The organism is Microbacterium salitolerans, from assembly GCF_019720895.1.
Classification (GTDB): domain Bacteria; phylum Actinomycetota; class Actinomycetes; order Actinomycetales; family Microbacteriaceae; genus Microbacterium.
In genome coordinates, this window is record NZ_JAHKSH010000001.1 from 39,427 (window position 1) to 64,944 (window position 25,518).

General features: G+C 70.8%; 27 protein-coding genes. 13 read left to right on the plus strand and 14 right to left on the minus strand.

Features of this window, described 5'->3' with window-relative positions:
- Nucleotides 1-59 precede the first annotated feature (59 nt).
- Nucleotides 60-902 carry an exodeoxyribonuclease III gene (locus KOL93_RS00190; protein ID WP_221583293.1) on the minus strand — a complete coding sequence of 281 codons (843 nt, stop codon included), beginning with the start codon at nt 900-902 and terminating at the stop codon, nt 60-62.
- Nucleotides 903-923: 21 nt separating this feature from the next.
- A complete protein-coding gene (locus tag KOL93_RS00195; protein WP_221583294.1) occupies nt 924-1,181 on the minus strand; it encodes a hypothetical protein in 258 nt (85 codons plus the stop codon).
- Between the two features lie 82 nt (nt 1,182-1,263).
- On the opposite strand from KOL93_RS00195, the gene pyrE reads away from it, so the two are divergent.
- Nucleotides 1,264-1,842, plus strand: a complete 579-nt coding sequence (gene pyrE / locus KOL93_RS00200) for an orotate phosphoribosyltransferase (protein ID WP_221583295.1) — start codon at nt 1,264-1,266, stop codon at nt 1,840-1,842.
- Nucleotides 1,843-1,930: 88 nt separating this feature from the next.
- Nucleotides 1,931-2,845: an ROK family protein gene (locus KOL93_RS00205; protein WP_221583296.1), complete on the plus strand. Its 915-nt coding sequence runs from the start codon at nt 1,931-1,933 to the stop codon at nt 2,843-2,845.
- Between the two features lie 15 nt (nt 2,846-2,860).
- On the opposite strand, the gene KOL93_RS00210 is transcribed toward KOL93_RS00205, so the two are convergent.
- Genes KOL93_RS00210 through KOL93_RS00215 form a run of 3 tightly spaced genes read right to left on the minus strand, consistent with a single transcriptional unit; the run spans nt 2,861 to nt 4,165 of the window.
- On the minus strand, nt 2,861-3,262 hold the full coding sequence (locus KOL93_RS00210) for a VOC family protein (protein WP_221583297.1): 402 nt from the start codon (nt 3,260-3,262) through the stop codon (nt 2,861-2,863).
- A complete protein-coding gene (locus tag KOL93_RS16030) occupies nt 3,259-3,384 on the minus strand; it encodes a hypothetical protein (RefSeq protein ID WP_260405816.1) in 126 nt (41 codons plus the stop codon). The genes KOL93_RS00210 and KOL93_RS16030 overlap by 4 nt, the downstream gene beginning before the upstream one ends.
- The gene (locus KOL93_RS00215) at nt 3,377-4,165 is read right to left on the minus strand and encodes an HAD-IIA family hydrolase (protein WP_221583298.1); all 789 of its coding nucleotides are present in this window, start codon (nt 4,163-4,165) and stop codon (nt 3,377-3,379) included. The genes KOL93_RS16030 and KOL93_RS00215 overlap by 8 nt, the downstream gene beginning before the upstream one ends.
- A gap of 89 nt (nt 4,166-4,254) precedes the next feature.
- Between KOL93_RS00215 and KOL93_RS00220 the strand changes: the two genes are divergently transcribed.
- The gene (locus KOL93_RS00220) at nt 4,255-5,238 is read left to right on the plus strand and encodes an SDR family NAD(P)-dependent oxidoreductase (protein ID WP_308291486.1); all 984 of its coding nucleotides are present in this window, start codon (nt 4,255-4,257) and stop codon (nt 5,236-5,238) included.
- A gap of 24 nt (nt 5,239-5,262) precedes the next feature.
- Complete coding sequence (locus KOL93_RS00225; RefSeq protein WP_221583300.1) at nt 5,263-5,898, plus strand: metal-dependent transcriptional regulator; 636 nt, start codon at nt 5,263-5,265, stop codon at nt 5,896-5,898.
- A gap of 6 nt (nt 5,899-5,904) precedes the next feature.
- Here KOL93_RS00225 and KOL93_RS00230 read toward each other — a convergent pair whose 3' ends face one another.
- Nucleotides 5,905-7,146, minus strand: coding sequence for an Nramp family divalent metal transporter (locus KOL93_RS00230; RefSeq protein WP_221583301.1), 1,242 nt, complete (start codon nt 7,144-7,146; stop codon nt 5,905-5,907).
- Nucleotides 7,147-7,215: 69 nt separating this feature from the next.
- On the opposite strand from KOL93_RS00230, the gene KOL93_RS00235 reads away from it, so the two are divergent.
- The 3 genes from KOL93_RS00235 (at nt 7,216) to KOL93_RS00245 (ending at nt 9,129) form a co-directional block, all read left to right on the plus strand.
- Nucleotides 7,216-7,845 carry a TrmH family RNA methyltransferase gene (locus KOL93_RS00235; protein WP_221583302.1) on the plus strand — a complete coding sequence of 210 codons (630 nt, stop codon included), beginning with the start codon at nt 7,216-7,218 and terminating at the stop codon, nt 7,843-7,845.
- 117 nt (nt 7,846-7,962) lie between these two features.
- Nucleotides 7,963-8,448 (plus strand): VOC family protein, encoded by a 486-nt coding sequence (locus KOL93_RS00240; protein ID WP_221583303.1) that lies wholly within the window; start codon nt 7,963-7,965, stop codon nt 8,446-8,448.
- 78 nt (nt 8,449-8,526) lie between these two features.
- Entirely contained in the window at nt 8,527-9,129 is a 603-nt protein-coding gene (locus KOL93_RS00245) for an ATP-binding protein (protein WP_221583304.1), read from the plus strand.
- On the opposite strand, the gene KOL93_RS00250 is transcribed toward KOL93_RS00245, so the two are convergent.
- Both KOL93_RS00250 and KOL93_RS00255 read right to left on the minus strand, forming a co-directional pair.
- On the minus strand, nt 9,119-9,328 hold the full coding sequence (locus tag KOL93_RS00250) for a PLDc N-terminal domain-containing protein (protein WP_221583305.1): 210 nt from the start codon (nt 9,326-9,328) through the stop codon (nt 9,119-9,121). The two genes, KOL93_RS00245 and KOL93_RS00250, sit on opposite strands and share 11 nt — an antisense overlap.
- A gap of 47 nt (nt 9,329-9,375) precedes the next feature.
- Entirely contained in the window at nt 9,376-10,698 is a 1,323-nt protein-coding gene (locus KOL93_RS00255; RefSeq protein ID WP_308291487.1) for an MATE family efflux transporter, read from the minus strand.
- 136 nt (nt 10,699-10,834) lie between these two features.
- Here KOL93_RS00255 and KOL93_RS00260 point away from each other — a divergent pair, with 136 nt between their 5' ends.
- From KOL93_RS00260 to KOL93_RS00275, 4 genes are all read left to right on the plus strand, one after another.
- Nucleotides 10,835-12,805 carry a M13 family metallopeptidase gene (locus KOL93_RS00260; RefSeq protein WP_374107091.1) on the plus strand — a complete coding sequence of 657 codons (1,971 nt, stop codon included), beginning with the start codon at nt 10,835-10,837 and terminating at the stop codon, nt 12,803-12,805.
- A gap of 97 nt (nt 12,806-12,902) precedes the next feature.
- Complete coding sequence (locus tag KOL93_RS00265; protein WP_221583308.1) at nt 12,903-13,817, plus strand: serine hydrolase; 915 nt, start codon at nt 12,903-12,905, stop codon at nt 13,815-13,817.
- 62 nt (nt 13,818-13,879) lie between these two features.
- Nucleotides 13,880-14,503 carry a phosphoribosyltransferase gene (locus KOL93_RS00270; RefSeq protein WP_221583309.1) on the plus strand — a complete coding sequence of 208 codons (624 nt, stop codon included), beginning with the start codon at nt 13,880-13,882 and terminating at the stop codon, nt 14,501-14,503.
- A 139-nt stretch (nt 14,504-14,642) separates the two neighbouring features.
- Nucleotides 14,643-14,918 (plus strand): hypothetical protein, encoded by a 276-nt coding sequence (locus tag KOL93_RS00275; protein ID WP_260405817.1) that lies wholly within the window; start codon nt 14,643-14,645, stop codon nt 14,916-14,918.
- 10 nt (nt 14,919-14,928) lie between these two features.
- Here the strand turns inward: KOL93_RS00275 and purU are convergent, their stop codons facing one another.
- The gene (purU, locus tag KOL93_RS00280; protein WP_308291488.1) at nt 14,929-15,810 is read right to left on the minus strand and encodes a formyltetrahydrofolate deformylase; all 882 of its coding nucleotides are present in this window, start codon (nt 15,808-15,810) and stop codon (nt 14,929-14,931) included.
- Between the two features lie 29 nt (nt 15,811-15,839).
- Nucleotides 15,840-17,066: an MFS transporter gene (locus KOL93_RS00285; protein ID WP_308291489.1), complete on the minus strand. Its 1,227-nt coding sequence runs from the start codon at nt 17,064-17,066 to the stop codon at nt 15,840-15,842.
- 74 nt (nt 17,067-17,140) lie between these two features.
- Between KOL93_RS00285 and KOL93_RS00290 the strand changes: the two genes are divergently transcribed.
- Nucleotides 17,141-17,911 (plus strand): IclR family transcriptional regulator, encoded by a 771-nt coding sequence (locus KOL93_RS00290; protein WP_221583312.1) that lies wholly within the window; start codon nt 17,141-17,143, stop codon nt 17,909-17,911.
- A gap of 74 nt (nt 17,912-17,985) precedes the next feature.
- Nucleotides 17,986-19,158, plus strand: coding sequence for a 4-hydroxybenzoate 3-monooxygenase (locus KOL93_RS00295; RefSeq protein ID WP_221583313.1), 1,173 nt, complete (start codon nt 17,986-17,988; stop codon nt 19,156-19,158).
- Between the two features lie 67 nt (nt 19,159-19,225).
- Here KOL93_RS00295 and cydC read toward each other — a convergent pair whose 3' ends face one another.
- The 4 genes from cydC to cydB all read right to left on the minus strand — a co-directional run bounded on the left by cydC (nt 19,226) and on the right by cydB (nt 25,510).
- Entirely contained in the window at nt 19,226-22,936 is a 3,711-nt protein-coding gene (gene cydC / locus KOL93_RS00300; RefSeq protein WP_221583314.1) for a thiol reductant ABC exporter subunit CydC, read from the minus strand.
- A gap of 76 nt (nt 22,937-23,012) precedes the next feature.
- Nucleotides 23,013-23,312, minus strand: a complete 300-nt coding sequence (locus KOL93_RS00305; RefSeq protein WP_221583315.1) for a protealysin inhibitor emfourin — start codon at nt 23,310-23,312, stop codon at nt 23,013-23,015.
- Nucleotides 23,287-24,336, minus strand: a complete 1,050-nt coding sequence (locus tag KOL93_RS00310; RefSeq protein ID WP_221583316.1) for a M4 family metallopeptidase — start codon at nt 24,334-24,336, stop codon at nt 23,287-23,289. The genes KOL93_RS00305 and KOL93_RS00310 overlap by 26 nt, the downstream gene beginning before the upstream one ends.
- A gap of 133 nt (nt 24,337-24,469) precedes the next feature.
- Nucleotides 24,470-25,510, minus strand: a complete 1,041-nt coding sequence (cydB, locus tag KOL93_RS00315) for a cytochrome d ubiquinol oxidase subunit II (protein WP_221583317.1) — start codon at nt 25,508-25,510, stop codon at nt 24,470-24,472.
- Nucleotides 25,511-25,518 lie beyond the last annotated feature (8 nt).

The window sequence follows — 25,518 nt, forward strand, 5'->3', positions numbered from 1 at the left end:
GCCAGATCGGGCTCGAATCGCCCGCGCGCCGGCGCATCGTCAGCGGCTCGGGGCGGCGATCACCCGAAGATCATCGGCAGGTCGTCGTCATCGTCGTCCGAGAGGTCGAGGTCGACGACGATGGGCACGTGGTCGCTCGGGCCCTCGCCCTTGCGCTCGTCGCGCTCGATCGACGCGCCCTCGACTGCGTCGGCGAACGCCTGCGAGCCGAGGATGAAGTCGATGCGCAGCCCCTCATTGCGGGGGAAGCGCAGCTGCTTGTAGTCCCAGAAGGTGAAGCCCTCGGGGACGACCGGGCGCACGACGTCGGTGAGGCCTGCGCCTTCGAGGGCGCGGAACGCCTCGCGCTCGGCGGGGGAGACGTGCGTCGTGACGCCCTCGACGATCGACGGATCCCCGTTGTCGGCGTCGAGCGGGGCGACGTTGAAGTCGCCCGTCAGCGCGAGGGGGAGATCGGGTTCCGCCGCCAGGGTGTCGGCGACGTATCGGCGGAGCGCCTCGTAGAACGCCAGCTTGTACGCGTAGTGCGGGTCATCGAGCCCACGGCCGTTCGGAACGTAGAGGCTCCACAGGCGCACGCCCTCGACGAGCGCCGAGATCGCGCGAGCCTCGAGCGGGGCGTCGTCGCCCTCATAGCCCTTCTGGAACCCGGGCATGCCCGGGAAGGAATACTCGATGTCCTCGAGGGGGAGGCGGCTTGCGATGGCGACGCCGTTCCACTGATTCAGGCCGTGCGCCTCGACCGTGTAGCCGGCGTCCTCGAACGGCTGGTACGGGAACTGCGTCGGCTTGCACTTGATCTCCTGCATGAGCAGGACGTCGATGCCGGCCTTCTCGCAGAAGGCCACGACCCGCTCGACGCGTGCACGGACGGAGTTGACGTTCCAGGTCGCGATGCGCATGGATCCAGCCTATTCGCACCCCTACCGGCGCGGATCCGACCCCCACTTGAGGTTGTCGAAGAGGTCGTCGACCGCCTGCCGGTCGTAGGCCTCGGCGCGCGGTGCGGTCGGGAAGTCGACCTTCTTGATGAGGTCGGCGAACTGCCGGTTGGCGCGGAGCCGCTCGACCACCTTGTCGAGCAGGTCGTTCACGGGGCCACGGGCGTATCCGTCGCGGAACATGCCCGGCTTCTTCACCGGGTGCGACGCGAGCCAGTCTTCGAGGGGCTGATCTGCCATGAGGCCCAGCGTACGGGGCGGCCGACGCCGGCGACGTCCGGTGCACCCGACGCCGATATCCGCCCCGCCTAGACTGGGATGCATGGCCACCGCATCGACGCCCGCTCTCGAATCCGACCGTCAGAAGCTCATCGGGCTGATCAAGGACGAGGCGGTGTTCCACGGCGACTTCACGCTGTCGAGCGGCAAGAAGGCCACGTACTACGTCGACATGCGCAAGCTCACGCTCGATCACCGGGCGGCGCCCGCGATCGGCCGCATCATGAGCGACCTCGTCGGCGACATCGACGGCGTCGTGGCGGTCGGCGGGCTCACGCTGGGAGCGGATCCCATCGCCAACGCCGTCATGCACGCCTCAGCGGCGACGGATCACCCGTATGACGCGTTCGTCGTGCGCAAGGAGCCGAAGGACCACGGTCGCGGACGTCAGATCGAAGGCGCCGAGGTCGAGGGCAAGCGCGTCGTGGTCCTCGAGGACACGTCGACGACGGGCCAGTCGGCGCTCAAAGCCGTCGCGGCGCTGCGCAAGGCGGGTGCCGAGGTGCCCGCGGTCGCGGTGATCGTCGACCGCAAGACCGGCGCCCAGGCCGCGGTCGAGGCCGAGGGGCTCGAGTGGCGCGCAGCGATCGATCTCGACGATCTGGGCCTCGCGCCTCAGTAGCCGCGAGAATGGCGCATGTCGTCGAGAGTGCGCGACGCTTCGCCTTCTCTCGGCGGGAGGTGCCACTCTCGCGCAGTAGTGTTCGGGCATGACCCGCATCGCGCTGGCCGTCGATCTCGGCGGCACCAAGATCGAGGCAGGACTCGTCGACGAGCACGGTGCGGTGCTCATCGCCAGCCGCCACCGTCAGCCGACCGGACGCGACATCTCGCCCGATGGTCTCCGCGCGGCCGTGAGCGCGGTCGTCGGAGCGGCGCTCGAACAGCTGCCGCGCGGCGCGGCGTTCGCGGGCGCGGGCGTCGGGTCCGCGGGCCCCATCGATCTCGGAAACGGCACGATCCACCCCGTCAACATGCCGGGCGTGCGCGGGTTCGCGCTCGTCGAGGCCGTGGAGGACGCGGCGGTCGCGGCCACGGGCCGCACGGATCTGCCCGTCACGCTGCGGCACGACGGCGGCTGTCTCGCTCTCGCCGAGTCCTGGCTGGGGGCCGCGGCGGGTACGCGCGCCTCGCTGTCGATCGTCGTATCGACAGGCGTGGGCGGAGGCATCGTCGTCGGCGGAGTGCCGATCGGCGGATCCACGGGCAACGCGGGCCATCTCGGCCAGACGCACGCGGCGGAGCACGGGGGCGAGCTGACGCTCGAGGAGATCGCGTCCGGCCCGGCGAGCGTGCAGTGGGCGCAGCTGGCGGGCTGGCGCGGATCCACCGGGGAGCAGCTCGCGGAGGACGCGCGCCGCTCGGACCGGATCGCGCGCGAGGCGATCGTGCGCTCGGCGCGGGCGGTGGGGCGAGCGCTCGCCGATGCGTCGACGCTGCTCGACCTGGAGGTCATCGCGATCTCCGGCGGCTTCTCGTTCGCGAGCGACGACTACGTCGACCTGGTCGAGGCCTCGCTGCGCGACTGGGCCGTGCTGCCATACGCGCAGGCGACGCGCGTCGTGCGCAGCGGGCTCGGCCCCGACGGGCCTCTCGTCGGCGCCGCCGCCCTCGCGCTCCGGTAGCGAGGCCGCGCGGCGTCAGGCGCCGCCGGAGGCCGGTGAGCGCTCGTGCACGAACTTCACGCGGTGTCCCTCGGGGTCCGTGACCCAGGCGTACAGCAGGCGGCCGTCGGGGGAGTCGGCGGGCTCCTGGAGCACCTGCGCGCCTGCCGCGACCGCGGTGTCGAACAGCAGCCCCGCATCGTCGCACCAGAGCACGATCTCGCTGTCGGGCCCGGTGCGCGTCTCGATGCCGAAGAGCTCCTCTCCGACGCTCGCCGAGCTGAAGCCGATGCGCACGCCCGCGGCGTCGACCTCGATCTGGTGCGGATCGCCGTCGAGCGGGTAGCGGAACGTCTCCTCGAGCCCGAGGGCGCGGAAGAACCCCGCGCACCGCTCCACGTCGGCGCACCAGAGGTTGATCTGGACGGCGCCGATCATCGGCGCGGTCCGAACGCGTCGTCGTCGTCGCGTCCGTTCTTCAAGCCCCGCAGCGCGCGGATGCCCATGATGATCGCCGCGACGCACGACAGCGCCACGACGACGAGGAAGGCCTCACCCATCAGCGGATCCCTTCAGAAGGTCGGCGACGCTGTTCACGGTCTCGCTGGGGCGGAACGGGTACCTGTCGATCTCAGCCGGGTCGCTGATGCCGCTCATGACGAGCACGGTGTGCAGGCCCGCCTCGATGCCGGCGACGATATCGGTGTCCATGCGGTCGCCGATCATGCCCGTGTTCTCGCTGTGCGCGCCGATGCGGTTGAGAGCCGAGCGGAACATCATGGGGTTCGGCTTGCCCACGATGTACGGCTCCTTGCCGGTCGCCTTGGTGATGAGCGCGTTGATCGCGCCTGTCGCGGGCAGCGGACCCTCGGCCGAGGGTCCGGTCGCGTCTGGGTTCGTCGAGATGAAGCGGGCGCCGCGGCCGATGAGGCGGATCGCCTTCGTGATGGCCTCGAACGAGTAGTTGCGCGTCTCGCCGATGACGACGTACTCGGGATCCGATTCCGTCATGATGAAGCCCGCCTCGTGCATCGCGGTGAGGATCCCCGCCTCGCCGACGACGTACGCCGTGCCGCCGGGGGACTGAGACTGCAGGAACGTCGCCGTCGCGAGCGCCGATGTCCAGATGCTCTCCTCGGGCACGTCGATCCCGCTCGACCGCAGTCGTGCCGAGAGGTCGCGCGGCGTGAAGATCGAGTTGTTCGTGAGGACGAGGAAGGGCGTGCCCTCGTCGCGCCACTGCGCGAGCAGCTCGGATGCGCCGGGGATCGCGCGGTTCTCATGTACGAGCACGCCGTCCATGTCGGTCAGCCAGCACTCGATATCGTCTCGACTCGCCATGCGGCCAGCGTAGGACGATCCGGGACCCGGTGGGGCGGATCCCGCGCGCCGCCGCGCGGTCGACGGATCGGGCGCCTACGCTCAGGAGCGTGAGCAAGAGCGCCCGCGCGGAGTGGGATCCGTGGCAGCTGCCGCCGCAGGACGGCCGGAGCTATCTCGTCACGGGTGCGAACGCCGGCATCGGCTTCTTCACCTGCGAGCAGCTCGCGAAGGCGGGCGCGCACGTGATCATGAGCGGACGGCATCCGAATCGCCTCGCGCAGGCGCATGACGCGCTCGAGGCCCGCGTGCCGGGAGCCTCGGTCGAGACGCTTCTGCTCGACGTCGCGAATCCCGGATCCATCCGCGCCGCGGCCGCGAGCGTCCGGGGCGGGCTCTTCGACCGCACGAAGCTCGACGGCGTCGTCTTCAACGCCGGCATCGTGCACTCGCCGCGCAGCCGCAAGATCACGCGCGACGGGCGGGAACTCGTGTTCTCGACCAACGCGCTCGGCCACTTCGTGCTCGGCGCCGAGCTGCTCGTGCCGCTCGCCAAGTCGGCCTCGAGCCGGTGGTCGCCGCGCATGGTGTGGCTCGGCAGCGTGTCGACGCGCATGGGCAGGCACGAGCCCGTCGACCTGCAGCTCGAGGAGCACTACTCGGCGTGGAATGCGTACGTGCAGTCGAAGGTCGCCGTGCAGGCGCTCGGCATCGAGGCGGACGCCCGACTCCGAGATGCGGAGCTGCCGGTGCACAGCGTCATCGCGCATCCCGGCTATTCGATCGGCGGCCGCACGCCGCGCGTCTCGGGCGTCAACGAGCCGTCCCGACTCAAGCGCCTCCGCGATGGGCTGCAGCCCATCGCGCAGAGCAAGGAGCATGGTGCGTGGACCGTCGTGCGCGCACTCGTCGACCCCGAGTCGCAGGGCGGCGACTACTGGGGGCCGAAGCACCTCACTCGCGGCGTCCCCGTGCGTCAGCGCGCCTCCGCGACGTCGGCGGATCCCGAGGTGCGCCGCAAGGTGTGGGAGGCGTGCGAGCGGCTGTCCGGCATCACCTGGCCGGTCGACAAGGCCGCCCGCGCCGCACGCTGAGCGCCGCGCACGTACGCTGAACGCATGCCCACGAGCCCCGCGGCCGACGACTACCTCAAGACGATCTACGCCCACACCGAGTGGCAGGACGCGCCGATCACGCCGTCCGTGCTCGCGGCGAAGCTGGGCGTCGCGCCGTCGAGCGTGACCGAGATGGTGAAGAAGCTCGCGGCCGGCGACCTCGTGTCGCATGAGCCGTATCGCGCCGTCACCCTCACCGAGGCGGGTCGCGACCGGGCGATCACGATGACCCGTCGCCACCGCCTCATCGAGACGTGGCTCGTGCAGGAGTTCGGCTACACGTGGGACGAGGTGCACGACGAGGCCGAGGTGCTCGAGCACGCCGTGAGCGACCGCATGCTCGCACGCATCGACGAGAAGCTCGGCCACCCGCTCTTCGATCCGCACGGCGACGCGATCCCGCGACCCGACGGGTCCGTCAGCCGCACGCCCTTCGTGCTCCTCGCATCGGCCGAGGACGGGCATTCCGGCCGCGTCCTGCGGGTGCTGGACCGGGATCCTCTGCTGCTCCGGGCCATCACGAGCTCCGGCATCGACGTGGGCACGCAGCTCACGGTCCGCGAGGGCGGCGTCGAGATCGACGGCGGCGACGTCGAGCTGCCCGACGGCGCGCCGGAGGCGATCTGGCTCACGGCGTGAGGCGCCCTACGCGCCCGTGAACGTCAGCCAGAGCAGCAGGGCGTTGAGGGCGATGAGGAAGACGCTCGAGGCGATGCCGATCGCCGTCGTCCACCAGCGGTTGCGGTGCTGGCCGAGCGTGCGGTTCTGCGCGGTGAGGGCGACGAGCGGGATGAGCGCGAAGGGGATCCCGAACGACAGCACGACCTGGCTCAGGATGAGCGCCGTCGTCGGGTCGTAGCCGAGCGCGAGGATCGCGAGCGCGGGGATGAGGGTGATGATCCGGCGCGCGAGGAGGGGGATCCGCACCCGCAGCAGGCCCTGCATGATCTCGGATCCGGCGTATGCGCCGACCGACGTCGACGCCAGCCCTGAGGCGAGGAGGCCGACGGCGAACAGCGTCGCGATGACGCCGCCGAGGCTGTCGTGCAGAGCGGCGTAGGCGCCCTCGAGGCTGTCGGTCCCCGGCACGCCCGGCAGGTTCGCGGCTCCGAGCAGGAGGATCGCGAGGTTCACGGTGCCCGCGATGACGAGCGCGATCGTGACGTCCCACTTGGTGGCGCGCAGCAGGCGGGGCACGCGGTTGACCGGCGCCTCCTCCAGCCCGACGTGGAACCGATCGCGCGCGAGGGCGGAGTGGGCGTAGATCGCGTGGGGCATGACGGTCGCGCCGAGGATCGAGGCCGCGAGCAGGACCGACGACGTGCCGTCGAAGCGCGGTACGAGCCCCGCGACGACGGATCCGGCGTCGGGCGGCGCCACGAAGACGCCGACCGTGAAGCCGATCGCGATGATCGCCATCAGCCCGATGATGACGAACTCGAACGGCTTCGCGCCGCCCCGCGTCTGCACCATCAGCAGGATCATCGACACGGCGCTCGTGATGACGCCCCCGACCAGCAGGGGGATGTCGAAGAGGATCCAGAGCGCGACGGCGCCGCCGATCACCTCGGCGACGTCGGTCGCCATCGCCACGAGCTCGGCCTGCAGCCAGTAGAGGCGGCGCGACCAGGGGGAGCGGAAGCGGGATCCGAGCGTCTCGGAGAGGCTCCGGCCCGTCACGACGCCGAGCTTCGCGGAGAGGTACTGGATCAGCCAGGCCATCGCGTTGCCGAGCACGACGACCCACACGAGCAGGTAGCCGAACTGGGCGCCCGCCGACATGTTCGTGGCGACGTTTCCGGGATCCAGATACGCGACGCCCGCGACCAGCGCGGGGCCGAGCAGCCACCAGGAGCGGCGGGTTCGCGGGGCCGTCGACGTCGTCATGGAGACAGTGTGCCAGAGATTTAGGTGCACCGAAATCTCTGGCACGACGCGGGGTGGGACGATGGGGGAGTGACCGACGCACCCGAGCCGCATCGCGAAGCCTCCACCCACGGCGTCGGTCCCTGGCCAGGGGAGCGGCCGCACGGCGACCACTGGGATCCCGAGCTCCTCGAGAACGGCGACAGCCGCAACGTCGTCGACCGATACCGGTATTGGAAGATGAGCGCGATCATCGCCGACCTCGACACGAAGCGGCACGCCTTCCACGTCGCGATCGAGAACTGGCAGCACGACATGAACATCGGCTCGATCGTGCGCAGCGCCAACGCGTTCCTCGCCGACACGGTGCACATCGTGGGCCGCAAGCGCTGGAACCGCCGCGGCGCCATGGTCACCGACCGCTACCAGCACGTCGTCCACCACCCCGACGTGGAGTCGTTCCGCGCGTGGGCCGAGGGGGAGCAGCTCCCGATCATCGCCGTCGACAACGTCGGCGACGCCGTGCCCGTCGACCGCGCGGAGCTGCCCGAACGATGCGTGCTGCTCTTCGGGCAGGAGGGTCCCGGGCTGAGCGAGGAGGCGCTCGCCGCGGCGTCGGGCCACATCGAGATCACGCAGTACGGATCCACGCGCTCCATCAACGCCTCCGCCGCCGGCGCCGTCGTGATGTACGAGTGGTGTCGCCGCTGGGCGCGGTGAGCGGATCCGCCGAACCGTGTCGTCCGCGGGCCCTTCACAGGCGCGCTCGCGCGGCGTAGCCTCGGCCCCACAGCCGGGCGTGCCCGGATCGCCCGGCCCGTCGCAAAGGGGTCGATCATGGTGCAGGTCTCGCCGATTCAGCCGTGTCTGTGGTTCGACGGTCAGGCGCGGGAGGCGATGGAGTACTACACGTCGGTGTTCCCGAACTCGGAGGTGCGGGCCATCGAGCCGTATCCCGACGAGTCGCTCGACGAGCACTTCGCCGGCATGGCGGGCAAGGTGCTCAACGGCCAGTTCACGCTCGACGGTGTCGACTTCGTGTGCCTCGACGGCGGGCCGTACTTCACGTTCAGCGAGGCGATCTCCTTCGTCGTGCTGTGCGCCGACCAGGAGGAGATCGACTACTTCTGGCACGCCCTCTCGCACACGCCGGAGTCGGAGCAGTGCGGCTGGTGCAAGGACAAATTCGGCGTGAGCTGGCAGGTGATCCCGCGCAACATGGACCGCCTCACGACGACGCCCGCGCAGATCCAGGCGATGATGCGCATGAAGAAGATCGTCATCGCCGAGCTGGAGGAGGCGGGGGCGGCCGTCGCGCCGTGACGAGGCGCACGTTCACCGCGTCCCGCAGCGGGGAGCGCGCTGAGAGGTCGCCCACGGGGCATCCGAGAGAATGGACGGATGACCTCGGAGACCCCGCGCGCCCGCATGATCCTCATCGGGGGAGCGAGCGGATCCGGGAAGTCGCGCATCGCGGAGGAATCGGGGCTTCCGCTCCTCCGGCTCGACGACTTCTATCGCGACGGCGACGACCCCGCGCTCCCGCGCCTGTCTTCCGGGGAGGTCGACTGGGACCACGCCGGGTCGTGGCACGCCGAGCGCGCGCTCGCCGCCGCCGAGGAGCTCGCGACGACGGGGCGCGTCGAGGTGCCGGTCTACGACATCGCGACGTCGCGCGCGACCGGAACTCACACGGTCGAGCTCGGCGGGGCGTCCGTCTTCGTCGCCGAAGGGGTGTTCGTGGCCGAGATGGTCGAGCTCGCGCGCGGCCGGGGGATCCTCGCCGATGCCGTCTGCGTGCGGCGGTCTCGGTGGCTGACGATGGCGCTGCGCTTCGCACGCGACCTGCGGGAGAACCGAAAGAGCCCGGCGTTCCTCGTCAAGCGCGGACTGATCCTCGCCCGCCGGGAGCCCGGGATCGTCGCACACCTCGCCGCCGCCGGGTGCCGTCCGCTGCGCGTGCGGCGGATCCGCGCCCTTCTTGCGGACGTCGTCAGCGCTTGACGCCGACGGCGAAGTAGGACGCGGGACCGACCCAGTTCACGAGCAGGATCGGGATCCATGCCGATCTCGACATACGCACCTCGTCGTCCTTGCGGCCGGCGAGGTCGAGGAAGGCGAAGAGCGTGAAGGCGACCTGCACGACGCCGAGCACGCCGAAGAGGATCTGCGCGGGCACAGAACGGGGAGTGGATCGCGTCATGCCCCGAGTATCCACCCGGTACGCCGCGCCGACAAGGGTGCGGCTCGTCACGCCGCCTGACGCAGCCAGGCCGTTCCGCGCACCCGGCGCCCGAGGGTCCACCAGCGCATCCCCATGAGCACACCGTAGAACGCGGTGGCCACCCACATCAGGCCCCAGGATCCGCTCGGCTGGGCCATGAGCACGATGAGCAGGTAGATCACGAAGGGCACGAGGTTGATCGCGCCCGCGAGCGCGAGGTAACGGGAGTCATTCGCGCCCATCAGCACGCCGTCGAGCACGTACACGATGCCGGCGATCGGCTGCAGCACGCCCATCACGATGAGCGCGGGCAGGATGAGCCACGACATCTGCCAGGCGCCCGTGAAGCCGAGACCGATGAACGGGGACAGGCCCGCGATCAGCACGCCGATCACGACGCCCGCCATCGCACCCCACGCGACCGTGCGTCGGAGCACGTAGCGCACGCTCTCCTCGTCGCCGCCGCCGAGCTGCTTGCCGATGAGCGCCTGGGCCGCGATCGCGAGCGAGTCGAGGGCGAAGGCCGCCATGGATCCGATGGTGAACACGATCTGCCAGCCCGCGAGCTCGTCGGTGCCGAGCACGGTCGCGGCGGCCACGGTGAGGAGGAGGCCGGCGCGCAGCGCGACTGTGCGGAGGAACAGCCAGCCGCCCGTCTTCGCGGTCCCGTGCACGCCCGCGCGCGATGGGCGAGCGTCGGCCCCGTGCCGTCGCGCGAGGCGCGCCGCGATGACGACGTACGCGCCCACCATGCCCCACTGCGCGACGACCGTGCCCGCCGCGGATCCGGCGATGCCCCACCCGAGCCCGTACATGAACAGCCAGTTGAGCAGCCCGTTCGCGGCGAATCCGATGCCCGCGATCCACAGGGGCGACATTGTGTCCTGCAGGCCGCGCAGGAGACCGGTGGCGGCGAAGACGACGAGCATCGCCGGCAGCCCCCACATGCTGAGGCTGAGGTAGATCTCGGCCTGCTCGGCGACGGCGGGGCTCGCCCCGAACAGCGACACCAGCAGCGGGGAGGCGAAGTAGCCGCCGACCGCGAGCACCGCGCCCATGCCGAGCGCCAGCCACATGCCGTCGATGCCGCGAGAGACCGCGGATCCCATGTCGCCCGATCCGAACAGGCGCGCGACGGCCGGCGTCGTCGAGTAGGCGAGGAAGATCATCAGCCCGACGATCGTCTGCAGGATGCTCGAGGCGATGCCGAGCCCCGCGAGCTCGGCGATGCCCAGATGCCCCACCATCGCCGAGTCGAGCGCGAGGAACAGCGGCTCGACGACGAGGGATCCGAAGGCGGGCAGGGCGAGCCAGAGGATCTCGCGGTTGAGCGTGCGGTCGGGGGTCACGGATTCAGCGTACGGGGGCGCTCGGCGCCGAAAGCGGGGCTTCTTGTCGAGAGTGGGTGATGCTCCGGCCACTCTCGGGGAGAAGCCCCACTCTCGCGATCGGGCTCCGGATCCGGTCGCCTCGACGAGACATACGATGGTCGGCATGACGCTTCCCTCCGGCCTCGCGACCGACGAGTTCTCCGACGACATCCGACCGCAGGACGATCTGTATCGACACGTCAACGGCGCGTGGATCGATCGCACCGAGATCCCCGGCGACAAGGCGCGCTGGGGGGCCTTCCACCAGCTGGCCGAGCAGTCCGAGAAGGACGTGCGCGCGATCGTCGAGGAGTCGCAGGGCGCCGACGCGGGCACCGAGGCCCGCAAGGTCGGCGATCTCTTCACGAGCTTCATGGACACTGCGCGCATCGCCGAGCGGGGCCTCGCGCCGATCCAGGATCAGCTCGCGCGCGTTGAGCGGATCGCCGACGTCCCGACCTTCCTCCGCACCGTCAGCGAGCTCGACCGCGAGGGCGTCAGCAACGTCATCGGCGTGTTCGTCGAGCCGGATCCGGGCGACCCCGAGCGCTACATCCCCTTCTTCGTGCAGGCGGGCATCTCGCTTCCCGACGAGCAGTACTACCGCGAGGAGCAGTTCGCGGAAATCCGCGCGACCTTCCGTGCGCACGTCGAGCGCATGCTCGCACTCGCCGAGGTGGCGGATCCGGCGGGCTCGGCCGACCGCATCATGGCGCTCGAGACCGATGTCGCGGGCCATCACTGGACCAACGTCGAGAGCCGCGACGCCGTCAAGACGTACAACCCCATGACGTGGGCCGACGCCCAGAAGCTCGTGGGCCTCGACCTGACGCCGTGGCTCGACGGCCTCCGTGGCGACGTCCCCGCGAGCTCCTTCGACGAGGTCACGGTGTACCAGCCGTCGTTCCTCGAGGGCCTCGGCGCTCTGCTCACCGCGGACCGCCTCGACGACTGGAAGGCCTGGCTGCGCTGGAAGATCGTGCGCGCGGCCGCGCCGTACCTGACCGACGACATCGTCGACGAGAACTTCTCGTTCGTCGGCACGACGCTGCAGGGCGTGCCGCAGAACCGCGAGCGCTGGAAGCGCGGCGTAAGCCTCGCGGAGGGGGCCATGGGCGAGGCCATCGGCAAGATCTACGTCGACCGTCACTTCCCGCCGACCGCCAAGGCCGAGATCGATGAGCTCGTCGCGAACCTCATCGAGGCCTACCGCCAGTCGATCACGACCCTCGAGTGGATGAGCCCCGTCACCCGGCAGAAGGCGCTCGACAAGCTCGACAGCTTCACGCCGAAGGTCGGCTACCCCACGAAGTGGATCGACTACTCCGCTCTCGACGTCGACGCGCACGACCTCCTCGGCAACGTGCGGCGCGCGAGCGTGTTCGATCACAACCGCCAGCTCGCGAAGGTCGGCCAGCCGATCGACCGCGAGGAATGGCTCATGACGCCGCAGACGGTCAACGCGTACTACCACCCGCTCATGAACGAGATCGTGTTTCCGGCCGCGATCCTGCAGTACCCGTTCTTCGACCCCGAGCGCGATGCGGCGGCGAACTATGGCGGCATCGGATCCGTCATCGGCCACGAGCTCGGGCACGGGTTCGACGATCAGGGGTCGCAGTTCGACGGCACGGGGGCCCTCAACAACTGGTGGACCGACGACGACCGTGCCGCGTTCGAGCAGCGCACCGCGAGCCTCATCGATCAGTACGACGAGCTCACGCCGGTCGGCCTCGATGCGTCGCACACCGTGAACGGCGCGCTCACGATCGGCGAGAACATCGGCGACCTCGGCGGCCTCGGCATCGCCCTCAAGGCCTACGCGCTCTCACTGGAGGGCGCCGACCCCGAGCAGATCGACGGATTCACGGGGATCCAGCGCGTGTTCCTGTCGTGGGCGCAGGTGTGGCAGCAGAAGGGACGGGATGCGGAGACGATCCGCCTGCTCACGATCGACCCGCACTCGCCCAACGAGTTCCGCTGCAACCAGATCGTGCGCAACATCGACGCGTTCTACGACGCCTTCGATGTTGCGGAAGGCGATGCCCTGTGGCTCCCCGAGGATCAGCGCGTGACGATCTGGTGACGTCTTCCGCAGAAGCCCGGAATACATCGCACAATTGAAGACCGACGCACACCTCCGAGGGATCACTCGCTCGATCTCGCACTCCACAGGAGCTGACATGGGCACAGAGCCCTCATCCGGGGCTGCGTCGCTGCGGGGGGAGCGACGCAGCACGACAATCGAACTGCGGCGGGCCCTGAGGCGCTCGCCCGGTTCGCCGCGCTTCACGACGACGATGCGCGACCTCGACGAGCTCGCGCAGTCGGGGTCGCAGGTGAGCGTCCACGTCAGCGACGTCGAGTCGGGGCAGTCGCTGCTGTCCGGCGACGGGCACGTCCCCATGTCGATCGCAGGGCTCGGAGTGGCGCCCGTGCTCGTCGAGGTGGCGGCGCAGCTGCACGATGGATCCCTTGACCCCGCGCAGCCCGTGCGTCGCGGTGATGAGGTCGGCGGCAGCGGCATCTGGCGCCACCTCGACACCGACGAGCTGCCCCTCGCCGACGTGCTGCGGCTCGCGGCGATGTCGGCTGATCGCGTCGCGGCCAACGCGCTGCTCGACCTCGTCGGGCACGAGAGCATCACACGCCGCATGGCGACGTTCCGCATGCGGCGATCGGCGGTCCTCGACCGCCACCGCGACGACCGCGGTCCCGACGACGCCCCGCATGCGGCGATCGGCACGACGCGCGAGTACGCCGGCCTGTTCGCGCAGCTCGCGCGCCGCGAGGGCGTTCCCTCCGCCGTCGTCGACCATCTCGCGACGCTGCTGTCCCGGCACCGCGACGCGAGCCTCGTCGGCGCCCCGATGGCCGTGGATCCGCACCCGGCTCCCGAACCGCCCGAGCTGATCCTGCTCAACCAGGTCGGCCGCGCCGACGGCGTCCGTGCCGAGGCCGGAATCGTGATGGGACGCTCCGGAGCCCTCGCCTACGCGCTGTTCGTCACCTTCGACGACCCCTCGCTGCTCGCCCGTCATCGCGTGCACCGGGCCTTCCACGCCCTGGGCCAGGACCTGCTCGAGATCGTCGCGTAGGCGTCAGGAGCGCGCCGGGTGCACCCCTCCCGCGGAAGCGAGCCCCGGCGTAGCCTGGCCGCATGGCCCTGTTCGCAGATCGGGCCGATGCGGGCCGCCAGCTCGCCGAGCTCCTCACGCGGGCGCTCGACGACCTCGGCGACGCGATCGTGTTCGGGATCCCCCGCGGCGGCATCGTCGTCGCGGCGGAGGTCGCTCGTGCGCTGGACGCGCCGCTCGACTCGGCGGTGGTGCGCAAGCTCGGCGCACCGATGAACGAGGAATTCGCGATCGGCGCGATCGCCGAGGGCGTGCGCGTGGTGGACTCCGCGGCCGCGCGGCACGTCGGAGCAGGCCCCGAGCAGGTCGCCTTCGTCGAGGACATGGAGCGCGTCGAGCTCGCCCGCCGCCGTTCGCTGTTCGAGCGCACTTCGGGATCTCTCGCGGGTCACACCGCTCTCGTCGTCGACGACGGCATCGCCACCGGTGCGACGGCGATGGCCGCCTGCGCGGCGGTGCGCGGGCGCGGGCCCGACCGCGTCGTGCTCGCCGTCCCCGTCGCTCCGGCCGGCTGGCGGCCCGAGGGCGTCGACGCGTACGCCTGCCTCTTCCCCGCGTCCGAGTTCTGGGCCGTCGGATCGTTCTATGACGACTTCACGCAGACCACCGACGACGAGGTGACGGGCCTCCTCGTCGGTCGCGGGTGAGGGGATCCGTCGCCCGACTCAGCGTGTCCACAACCGGTGGATTCAGCGGATCCGTCCACATTTGCGGAGTGCGTCGTCGCGTGCGATCGCCGGTCGTGACAGCGTGGGAGCGGTCGGGCAGACTGAAGGGGTGGATCTCATGACCGAACCGCAGGTGTGGGTGATGATCGGGATGTTCTCGACCGTCATGTTCGGCGTGCTGTCCGTGTTCCTGGTGCTGAACTGGCGCATGCTGAACAGCGTGCGGAACGAGCTGCAGACCGAGATGCGGGCGGGATTCGATGTCGTCCATGCGAAGTTCGACGCGATGAACACCAAGATGGACGAGCGATTTGCGCGCGTCGACGAGAAGATCGACCACCTCGACCGTGACGTCTCGGCGCTCATCCGCCGCGACTTCGGTGAACAGCGGTAGAGCCGACTCCTCAGCCGCCGAAGACGATCGTGTGGTTGCCGTCGCGGATGACGCGGTCCTGCGCGTGCCAGAGCACGGCGCGGCTGAGCACGGCGCGCTCGACGTCGGCGCCGCGGCGGCGCAGATCGTCCGTCGAATCGGCGTGCGTGACGCGGGCGACGTCCTGCTCGATGATCGGGCCCTCGTCGAGGCTCTCCGTCACGTAGTGACTCGTCGCGCCGATGAGCTTCACGCCGCGCTCCTTCGCCTTGCGGTACGGGTTGGCGCCGATGAACGCGGGCAGGAACGAGTGGTGGATGTTGATCACGGGCACGCCGACCTTCTCGAGGAAGTCGTTCGAGAGGATCTGCATGTAGCGCGCGAGCACGACGAAGTCGACGTTTCCGTCGAGCAGCCGGAGGATCTCGGCCTCGGAGGTCGACTTGTCGGATCCCTTCTGCGACGGGACGTGGAAGAAGGGGACGTGGAAGGAACGCACGTCATCCGCGGCGTCGGTGTGATTCGAGATGACCATGGGGATCGAGACCGGCAGCTCGCCGCGGCGATGACGCCAGAGCAGGTCGAGGAGGCAGTGATCGCTCTTCGATGCGAGGATCGCCATGCGCTTGGGAGCACCCAGATCGCGCAGGGTCCACGTCATGCCGAACGGACCGAGCGTGTCGGCGAGATCCCTCTCGATCTCCGGCGTCGAGGCGGCGAGGTCGGGGCGATGGAATACGACGCGCTGGAAGAAGTCGCCGCCGGACGGATCCGTCGAGTGCTGGTCGAGCGAGACGATGTTGCCCTTGTTGCGCGTGATGAGGCTCGTCATCGCGGCGACGAGACCCGGCTGGTCGGGGCCGTTGACGATGAGGCAGGCGTGGTCGGGCTGGCTCTGGATCTGCGAACTCACCCGCCCATCCTGCCCCATCGGCGGCAGGTTCAGCGCTCGAACACGTAGCGCTCGCGCCCGACGAAGAGCCCGATCACGAGCTGCGCGACGAGCGCCGCGAGGAGGTAGCCGAACGGCACGGTCCATCCGCCCGAGGCGGTGAGGATCCACCCGAAGATCATGGGCGAGGCGCCGGAGATGACGTACCCGACCGACTGCGCCATGCCGCTGAGGGCCGATGCCGTGTGGTGGTCGCGGGCGCGGGCGGCCATGAGGGTGAGCGACGTCGCGAGGGAGGCGCCGCTGCAGAGCCCCTGGATCATGAGCCACGCGGTGATGCCCTGCGGCGCGACGATCAGCCCGACCGTGCCGATGATCCCGGCGATGGGGATGATCGACGGCATCCAGCGGGCGAGGCGGCCGCGCATGAGGAAGGGGAGCCCGAGGGATCCGATGACGCCGATGATCTGGAAGATCATGACGTCGTTGCCGGCCGTGATCTCGCTGCGCCCGATCGAGCGCGAGAATGGCGCGGTCCAGGTGAGCATGATGTAGAACAGGCACGACTGGGCGCCCATGTAGAGCCCCACGAGCCACGCGGTTCGGTCGCCCCAGACGGTGGGGCCCGGGGGGAGATGCGCCTCGCGCTTCGGCGCGCGCGGCTCCGGTCCGCGCTGCCGCATGTGGCAGAACCACAGCACGATCGCGACGGGCAGCGTGATCGCCATGGCGGCCAGGGCGACGCGCCAGCCGAGGTCGCCTTCGCCGCCCGAGACGACGTATGACACGGGCACGACGAGGCTCGATGCGATCGCGCCGCAGCCGGCGAGGAGCGCCGTGTAGATGCTCGTGACCATCGGGACACGGGATCCGAAGGACTGCTTGACGACGGCCGGCATGAGCACGTTGAGGATCGCCAGCGTCACGCCGATGATCACCGTCCCCGTCCACAGCTCGACGCCCATGCCGGGCAGCGAGCGCACGACGGTGCCGATCGCGAGCGTCACGAGCGCCCACCCGATGACCCGCGTCATTCCGAACCGGCGGGTGAGGGGATGCGCGAACGGCGACACGATGGCCCACGAGATCACCGGCACCGACGTGAGCATGCTGAGCACCGTGAGCGGCTCGCCGGTCGACGCGCTGATCTGCTCGAGCAGCGGCCCGATCCCCGTGATCGTCGTGCGCATGTTGACGGCCACGACGCACAGCGCGGCGAACAGCAGCGCGATCGAGAAGCGGCGATCGTCATCGACGCCTGGAGAAGAGAGGGCCACGGGGCGTGAGCCTACTCTCGCCGGGCACGCGTCGAGCGATGCCTCCCGCGCCGCGAACGTGCGAGGGTGACTGCATGGCGAACTCGACCTCGGGAGAATCCGTCTCCGAGCGGATCGTGCGCGTGCTGGAGGCGTTCGATGTCGATCGCACGGCGCTCACGACGACCGAGATCGGCCGGCGCGCGCGCCTGCCCTCGTCGACCGCGCATCGCCTCGTGGGCGAGCTGATCCAGACCGGGCTGCTCGAGCGCACGGCGGGCGGGCGGGTGCAGCTCGGGCTGCATCTGTGGGAGATCGCGCAGCGGGGGTCCCGCGCCCTGCGCCTGCGGCAGATCGCGCTCCCGTACATGGAGCGCGTGCAGGCGCGGCTGGGCGAGCACACGCAGCTTGGCGTGCTCGAGCGCGACGAGGTGCTCTTCCTCGAGCGCCTCTCTCACCCGCAGGCCGTCTCGAACGTCACGCGGGTCGCGGGGCGCCTGCCGCTGCACGCGTCGTCGTCGGGGCTCGTCCTGCTCGCGTTCGGCGACGAGGAGCTCCAGCGCCGCACTCTCGAGGCGCCGCTCGCGTCGTATACGCCCGACACCGTGACGGATCCGGACGCGCTGCGCGCCCTGCTCGCGCGGATCCGTCGCGAGGGGTTCGTCGTCGCCGAGGGGTTCGTCGAGCCCGTCTCGCGCGGCATCGCGGTGCCGATCCGCGACGCGAGGGACCGCGTGATCGCCGCGCTGTCGGTCGTCGTGCCGCGTGCGGATCCGTCGGCCGGCCCGCTTGAGGAGGTGCGGGCCGCGGGAGCGGCGATCTCGCGCCGGGTGCGCGAGGGAGCGGATCCGTTCGCATCCCGTTGAACGGGAAGAGGCCCGACGGATCCGCACGCGCCCGGCAGGATCGGGGAAGCACCATGATCGTCGAAGGAGACACCATGACCGAACGCACGCGCGTCGCCATCGTCGGAGCCGGTCCCGCAGGCCTGCTGCTCGCGCACCTGCTGGATCGCGCGGGGATCTCGTCGATCGTCCTCGACTCGCGCACCCGCGAGGAGATCGAGACGACCGTGCGCGCCGGGATCCTCGAGCAGAACACCGTCGAGATCCTGCGCGAGACGGGCGCGTCCGATCGCGTGGACACGGTCGGCAGCCGGCACGACGGCATCGAGCTGCGCTTCGACGGCGCGGGTCACCGCATCGACTTCGCGGAGTCGGTCGGCCGCGGCGTGTGGCTGTACCCGCAGCACGAGGTGCTGAAGGACCTCATCGCCGTGCGCCTCGCGGCCGGGCAGGACCTGCGATTCTCTACGCCCGTCGCGCACGTCTCGGACATCGAGTCCGACCGCCCGCGCGTCGTCGCGACGGGTCAAGACGGGCGCCGCGTCGAGATCGAGGCCGACTTCGTCGTCGGCGCCGACGGGTCCCGCAGCGTCGTGCGCGAGGCCGTCACGGGATCCCACGGCGGCTTCTTCCGCGAGTACCCGTTCGCGTGGTTCGGGGTCCTGTGCGAGGCACCCCCGTCGGCCCATGAGCTCATCTACAGCAACTCGCCCGACGGATTCGCGCTCATCAGCCAGCGCAGCCCCGAGGTGCAGCGCATGTACTTCCAGTGCGACCCCGCGCAGGATCCTGACGTGTTCAGCGAGCGTCAGCTGTGGGACATGCTGCAGGCCCGCGTGCCGGGGGCGACCCTCCACGAGGGGCCCATCTTCCAGCGGGACGTGCTGCGCTTCCGCAGCTTCGTCGCGCACCGCCTGCTGAAGGGGCGCGCGGCGATCGTGGGAGATGCCGCCCACACCGTGCCGCCGACGGGCGCCAAGGGGATGAACCTCGCGGTCGCCGACGTCGTCGTGCTGTCCCGCGCGCTCGAGCAGCTGCTGCAGGGCGGATCCGCGGAGCTCCTCGCGCAGTTCGAGGACACGGCCCTCGCCCGCATCTGGAAGGCGCAGCACTTCTCGTGGTGGATGACGAGCATGCTGCACCGCACCGCCGACGCGAGCGAGTTCGACGCCCGGCGCCAGCTCGCCGAGCTGCGCACCGTGACCGAGTCGGCCGCGGGCCGCGCCTATCTCGCCGAGGCCTACACGGGGTGGCCGCTGCCCGCGTGAACCATGTCCCACGACACGCCGTCACCGCGATCGCGTGACGGCGTGTCGTGGGACATGGGTCGGCGCGCTACAGCGAGATGACCTGGGCGCGCGCGAGGTCGCGGTCGTCGGGCCGGTGGCTCACCAGGACGACGATGCGATCGCGCGTCGCCCGGCGAATGTCGGCCATCATCGCGCGGGCGGTCGGAGCGTCGAGGTGCGCGGTCGGCTCGTCGAGCAGGATGACGTCGGCATCGGTGAGGAGCGCGCGCGCGACCGCGAGGCGCTGGCGCTCGCCGCCGGAGAGGCCGGATCCCGCGGAACCGACGCGCGTATCGAGCCCGTCGGGCAGCGTGTCGAGCAGCGGACCGAGACCGGCGCGGCGCAGCACGTCGGCCATGTCGTCGTCGGTGGGCGCGACGTCGCGGTCGCGCGCGAGGAGCAGGTTCGCCCGCAGGGTCGAGTCGAACACATAGGCATCCTGCGGACACCACGCCACGCGTCGGCGCCAGTCGACGGCCGCGATCTCGCTGAGCGGCAGGCCGTTCGCCCGCACCGTTCCCTTCGTGGCGCGCAGGGCGCCCATGATGACCGACAGCAGCGTCGACTTCCCGGATCCTGAGCGGCCCTTCACGATGAGCCACTGGCCCGCGTCGACGGATCCGCTGACGCCGCGGAACACCGGATCCTTGCGGCCGGGGTACGTGGCCGCGACGCCGGTGAGGCTCAGCTCGGTCACGGGCCGCGGCGCGGGCTGCGTGCCGCGTGACACCGGAGCGGGCACCGTCGTGAGCGGCGCGAGCCGCCGCACGACCTCGCGCAGAACGGGAACGCGGTGGGCGCCGGCGACGAGGTTCTCGAGCGGCTCGACGGCGGCCAGGGCGAGCAGCGCGACGACGCAGACGAGTTCGGCGGGGGCACCCACCGACCACAGCGGCACGATGACCGCGAGGGCCGACGCGGCGGCGATGACGATCGCGCTCCCGAGCCCTGCCGACCACGCGCTGCGGCGTTCGGCGCGGGCGAGGCGATCTCCCGCGCGTTCGAGACGCGCGAGGGCGGGCGCGGCGACGCCGTTGCCGCGGAGGTCGTCGGCCGAGCTCGCGAGCGCGGATGTACCGCGCACGAGTGCCGAGCGCTCGCGGATCCGCGACTTCGCCGCCCCGCGCTCCGCGAGGATCGCGACGACGACCGCGAGCGTTCCGGCGACGAGGAGCGTCGCGGCCACGAGAAGGGTGAGCTGCGGCGCGACGAGCGCGGTCGTCACCGTGATCGCGATGATGGACAGGGCGCCGACGGCGAGCGGGGGGATCGTGCGGGGGAGCAGGTCGCGCAGCTCGTCGGCGAGCGTCACGAGGTAGTCGAGGGGGGATCCGCCCTCGAGGAGCCGACGGGAGCCGGCGCCGCGCGCGGCGATCGAGCGCCAGAGCGTGAGGCGCAGCGTATCGACGACGCGGAAGGCGGCGTCGTGCGTGACGAGGCGCTCGGCGTAGCGCGAGACGGCGCGGCCGATGCCGAAGAACCGCACCCCGACGATCGCGACGAGGAGGTACATGATGTGCTCCTCGACGCTCGCCCGCACGATGAGCCACCCCGAGACGGCGGTGAGCGAGAGCCCCATCGCGATCGTCGTGAACGCGAGCAGGACCCCCAGCAGCCACATCGCCCGCGCGGGCTTCAGCATGCCCCGCAGGGCATGCTTCGTCGACACGTTCTGATCATGGAACACCCGGTGCTTCGGGCCGCGCAGCTTCGGCAGGCGGATGTTCTCGGAGGAGGGGCCGTCGACGAGGCGGATCTGGTCGGTGATGACGGGGATCCCGACGGTCGACGTGGTCGGCCCGTCCGCGTCATCGCCGTCCGCGTCAGCGGTGGGGGGCGCGGGCTCCGCGGGCCCCGGGTCCTGCTCCACCGGCTGCGTCACCGGCGTCGGATCGTCGGCGAGCGAGGCGGCGGGGACCGGATCCGCGTCGTCGGACGGAAGGGGGAGGGGCGCGCGCACCGACACGCGTCGGGTCGCGAGAGCGAGCGTCTCGGGCTCGTGCGTCGCGAGGACGACGACCGCGCGATCGGCGCGGCGCCGGATCGCGGCGCGCACCCGATCGGCCGCGCGGTCGTCGAGGTGCGCGGTCGGCTCGTCGAGGACCAGCACGGTCGCGCCGTCGTCGACGCGGGCGAGAGCGCGCGCGACGGACAGGCGGCGCAGCTCGCCGGGGCTGAGCTCGGAGATCGACGACTCTGCGGTGTGCGCGAGCCCGAGTTCCCGCAGCGACGCCTCCGGGTTGGCAGAGCCGTAGAGCGTCAGCTCGTCCCACGGCGTCGCAGTGAATGCGTGGGGCATCTGGGGAGACCACGCGAGCTGGTCCGCGTCGACGCCGACGACCCAGCCCGACGAGAACGAGTCGGCGGGAAGCGTCCCCGTGAGGGCGCCGAGCAGCGTCGACTTGCCCGCGCCCGACGGCCCCGTGATCGCCGTGATCCCGCGGATGTGCGCCGTGAACGACGCGAGCGTGGGCTCCGCGCGGCCCGCATAGTGCACCGTGAGATCGCGCACGACGATCGGGTCGAGGTCGGGTTCGTGCTCCGGCAGCGGGTCGTCCTGCCACGCGGTGCCGGCGGCGATCTCGGCGAGGGTCGGGAAGTCCTCCGGCTGCTCGAACGTCTCGGGCAGGTTCTTCGTGAGCGGCAGGTCGATGGGCTGGGTGATGTCGGCGACGACGGGAAGCTCCGCACCGCGCACGTCGTCGCGTCGCGCGCCCGCGAGGATCCCCTTCACCCGCTGCAGCGCCGACAGCCCGTTCTGCGACGAGTGGAAGGCGGACCCCATCTCGCGCAGCGCGTTGAAGCATTCGGGCGCGAGGATCAGCGCGATGAGGGCCGTCTCGAGGCCGACCGTGCCGTACAGGAGACGCAGGCCGAGGAACACGGCGACGACCGCGACCGAGATGGTCGAGATCAGCTCGAGGGCGAGCGCCGAGAGGAACGCCCACCGCAACGTCTCGCGGGTGCGGGTGCGGTACTCGGTCTGGATCCCGCCGAGGGCGCGCGACTGCTCTTCGACGCGTCCGAGGCCGACGAGCACGGGCAGGCCGCGGGCGAGTTCGGTCATGTGGTTCGCGAGCGTCGTGAGAGACGACAGGGCCTCGTCGGTGCGCTGCTGCGTGTGCTTGCCGATGAGGATCATGAACAGCGGCACGAGCGGCACCGTCACGACGACGATGAGCGCGCTCACCCAGTCGGCGCCGAGGATGCGGAGGCCCACCACGAGCGGCACGATCGCGGCCTGGATGATCGCGGGCAGGCTCGTCGTGTAGTACCCGTCGAGATCGTCGAGGCCGTCGGTCGCCAGCACGGCGACGGATCCCTCGCTCTCGCGGCTCGACGAGATGCGGGCGGGGGCCGCGGGCATCTCGCGGGCCTCGTCGGCGGTGTCGGCGGACTCGAGGTCGGCGCCCTCGGCGTCGCCGGCCGCGATGCGGCTCCAGAGCTGCGAGCGCAGCGTGCGCTTGACGCCGATCGCGATGCGCTGGGCGACGATCTGGGTGCCCCAGCTCGCGAGCGCGCGCAGCAGCGCGCCCCCGCAGCCGAGCCAGACGATCTCTCGGATGTCGAGCGATCCGCTCTGCACGCCCGCCACACCGGCCGCGACCGCACCGGCGACGAGCACGAGGCCGAGCCCCTTGAGCGCCGCGAGCAGCCCGAGCACGAACAGCGCGATCTTGGGGACGGGACCGAGTTCGGGCCGCCGCGCCTCGTCCTTCGGGCGAGCGGCCTCGAGCGTCCAGGGGTCGTTGCTCATCGCACCTATGCCTACCGGATCGAGCTGACCGGCGCATGCTCGGTCGCGGGGACGCGGCCTGCGGGGTCTCGGGAGCTCACGCGCCCGCCTCCTGGACGCGCGTGACGAGTTCCTTCCACGGCCCCGTGAGCTCGGCTTCCGGAACGTCGGCCGTGCGGCGGACCGTGGAGATGCGGGCCTCGATGTGCCAGATGAAGCGATCGCGCGACGTCGCGTCGTCGCGGACCGCGTTCCAGGGGCATGCCTCGACGAGCGGGAGCCAGCGCTCTTCATCGCGGCCGACCGCCGCCGTCCACGTGCGTCGCAGCCCACCGAACCCGCCCGAGCGGATCACGACGATGAGCGGCTCGTCAGTCGCGTCGTCCGGGTGCGGCATCGACCTGAACCCCCACTTCCGTCCAGCCGGTGCGCACGGCCGTCACCTCGGGGGAGTCGGCGCCGTACGCCGTCTCGGCCGCGGTCACCGTCGCCGCAGCGAATCCGGCGAAGTCGATGGTCGGTTCGAGACCCGACACCAGCGCGTCGTACCAGATGCGCCCCGCGCGCTCCCAGGCGAATCCGCCGATCGCGGTCGCCGCGAGATGGAAGGCGCGGTTGGGGATGCCCGAGTTGAGGTGCACCCCTCCGTTGTCCTCCGTCGTCTCGATGAAGTCGCGCATGTGGCCCGGCTGGGGATCGCTGCCGAGCACGTCGTCGTCGTACGCGGTCCCGGGCGCAGACATCGACCGCAGCGCGACGCCCTCGACCTGATCGGTGAACAGCCCCTCGCCGATGAGCCAGCTCGCGCTCGCCGCATCGTGCTGGCGCTGGTGCTGCTCGACCAGGGCTCCGAACACATCGGAGACCGACTCGTTGAGCGCACCGGACTGGTCGCGGTAGACGAGGCCGGAGGCGTGCTCGGTGACGCCGTGCGCGAGCTCGTGGCCGATCACCGACAGCGACGCGGTGAAGCGGGTGAAGATCTCGCCGTCGCCGTCGCCGAACACCATGCGCTCGCCGTTCCAGAACGCGTTGTCGTACTGCCGCCCGTAGTGCACCGTCGCGAGCAGCGGCAGCCCCGAGGCGTCGATCGAATCGCGGCCGTAGGCCTTCGAGAACAGCGCGTAGGTGGCGCCGAGGCCGTCGTACGCCTCGTCGACCGCCGGATCGCCCGTCGCGGCGTCGCCCTCCGAGCGCACGGTCGCGCCGGGCAGTACCTCGGCCTCCTGGGCGTCGCTGATGGTGCGGTCGAGCCCCGCGCGCGAGGCTGCCGCACGCGGGTGCATGCTCTGTCGTCGCGTGCGGAACGCCGGATCCTGCAGCAGGGTGCGCTGTGCCGCCGACGCGGCGCGTTCGTAGCGGCTCTCGTCGAGTCGGGCGATGCGATCGAGCAGATGCGGGGGGACGATTCCGAGGGTCATGGCCACAAGCTACGCCGAACCTCCGACATTCGAGAGGGGACCGTGGGTGGTGTTCTGAGGAGATGTGCGAGCTCGAGGAGCCGCGGCGCGGATCCGTTCCTCAGTGCGGCACATCTCCTCAGGAATGCGTCGACTACTTCGCGCGCAGGATGGCGGGGAGGACGATGTGGGCGTCCGGGATCATGCCCGGCGTGATGCGCTTGCGGAACACCCAGTACGACCACGCCTGGTAGCCGATGACGATGGGCAGGCCGACGCAGGCGACGATCGTCATCACGGTGAGCGTGTAGTCGCTGCTCGAGGCCGAGAACGCCGTGAGGCCGAACGACGGATCCAGCGTCGATGGCAGCACGTAGGGGAACATGCCGGCGAAGATGGATCCGGCGCCCGCAACGATGAATCCGCCGTAGCCGAGGAACGCGCGACCCTCCCGGCGGGCCCGGGCCGAGATCCAGCCGAACGCGAGAGCGGCGACCGCGAGGACGACGAGGGTCCACGACAGCACGGATCCGCCGTCGTGCGCGAACTGCACCCACAGCGCCCAGGCGGCGGCCGGCAGCAGGAGGAGGGGACCCCACGTCGCGCTGAAGCGGGCGGATCTCTCGCGGATCGCGCCGTCGGTCTTGAGCGCGAGGAACGTGGCGCCGTGCACGAGGGCGAAGCCGACGAGGCCGAGACCGCCGAGGATCGCGGGCACCGTGAGCCAGACGAAGGGGTGACCGACGCGGTCGCCGTTGGCGTCGATCGGCAGCCCCGTCGAGGTGATCGCCAGGGCCGCGCCGATGCAGAACGCGACGATGAGGGATCCGATGCCGAGCGCCCCCGTCCAGAACCGCGCCCACCTCTCGGTGTGCACCTTTCCGCGGTACTCGATCGAGACGGCGCGCAGGATGAGGCCCACGAGGGTGATCGTGAGGGGGATGTAGAGGGCCGAGAAGAGCGACGCGTACCAGAGCGGGAATGCGGCGAAGATCGCGGCGCCAGCCGTGATCAGCCACACCTCGTTGCCGTCCCAGACGGGGCCGATCGTGTTGAGCATCGTGCGGCGCTCCTTCTCGTCCCTGGCCGAGAAGAGCACGTGCATGCCGACGCCGAGGTCGAAGCCCTCGAGCAGCAGGAAGCCGACCCAGAGCACCGCGATGGCGACGAACCAGACGATGGGAAGAACGTCCATGATCATGT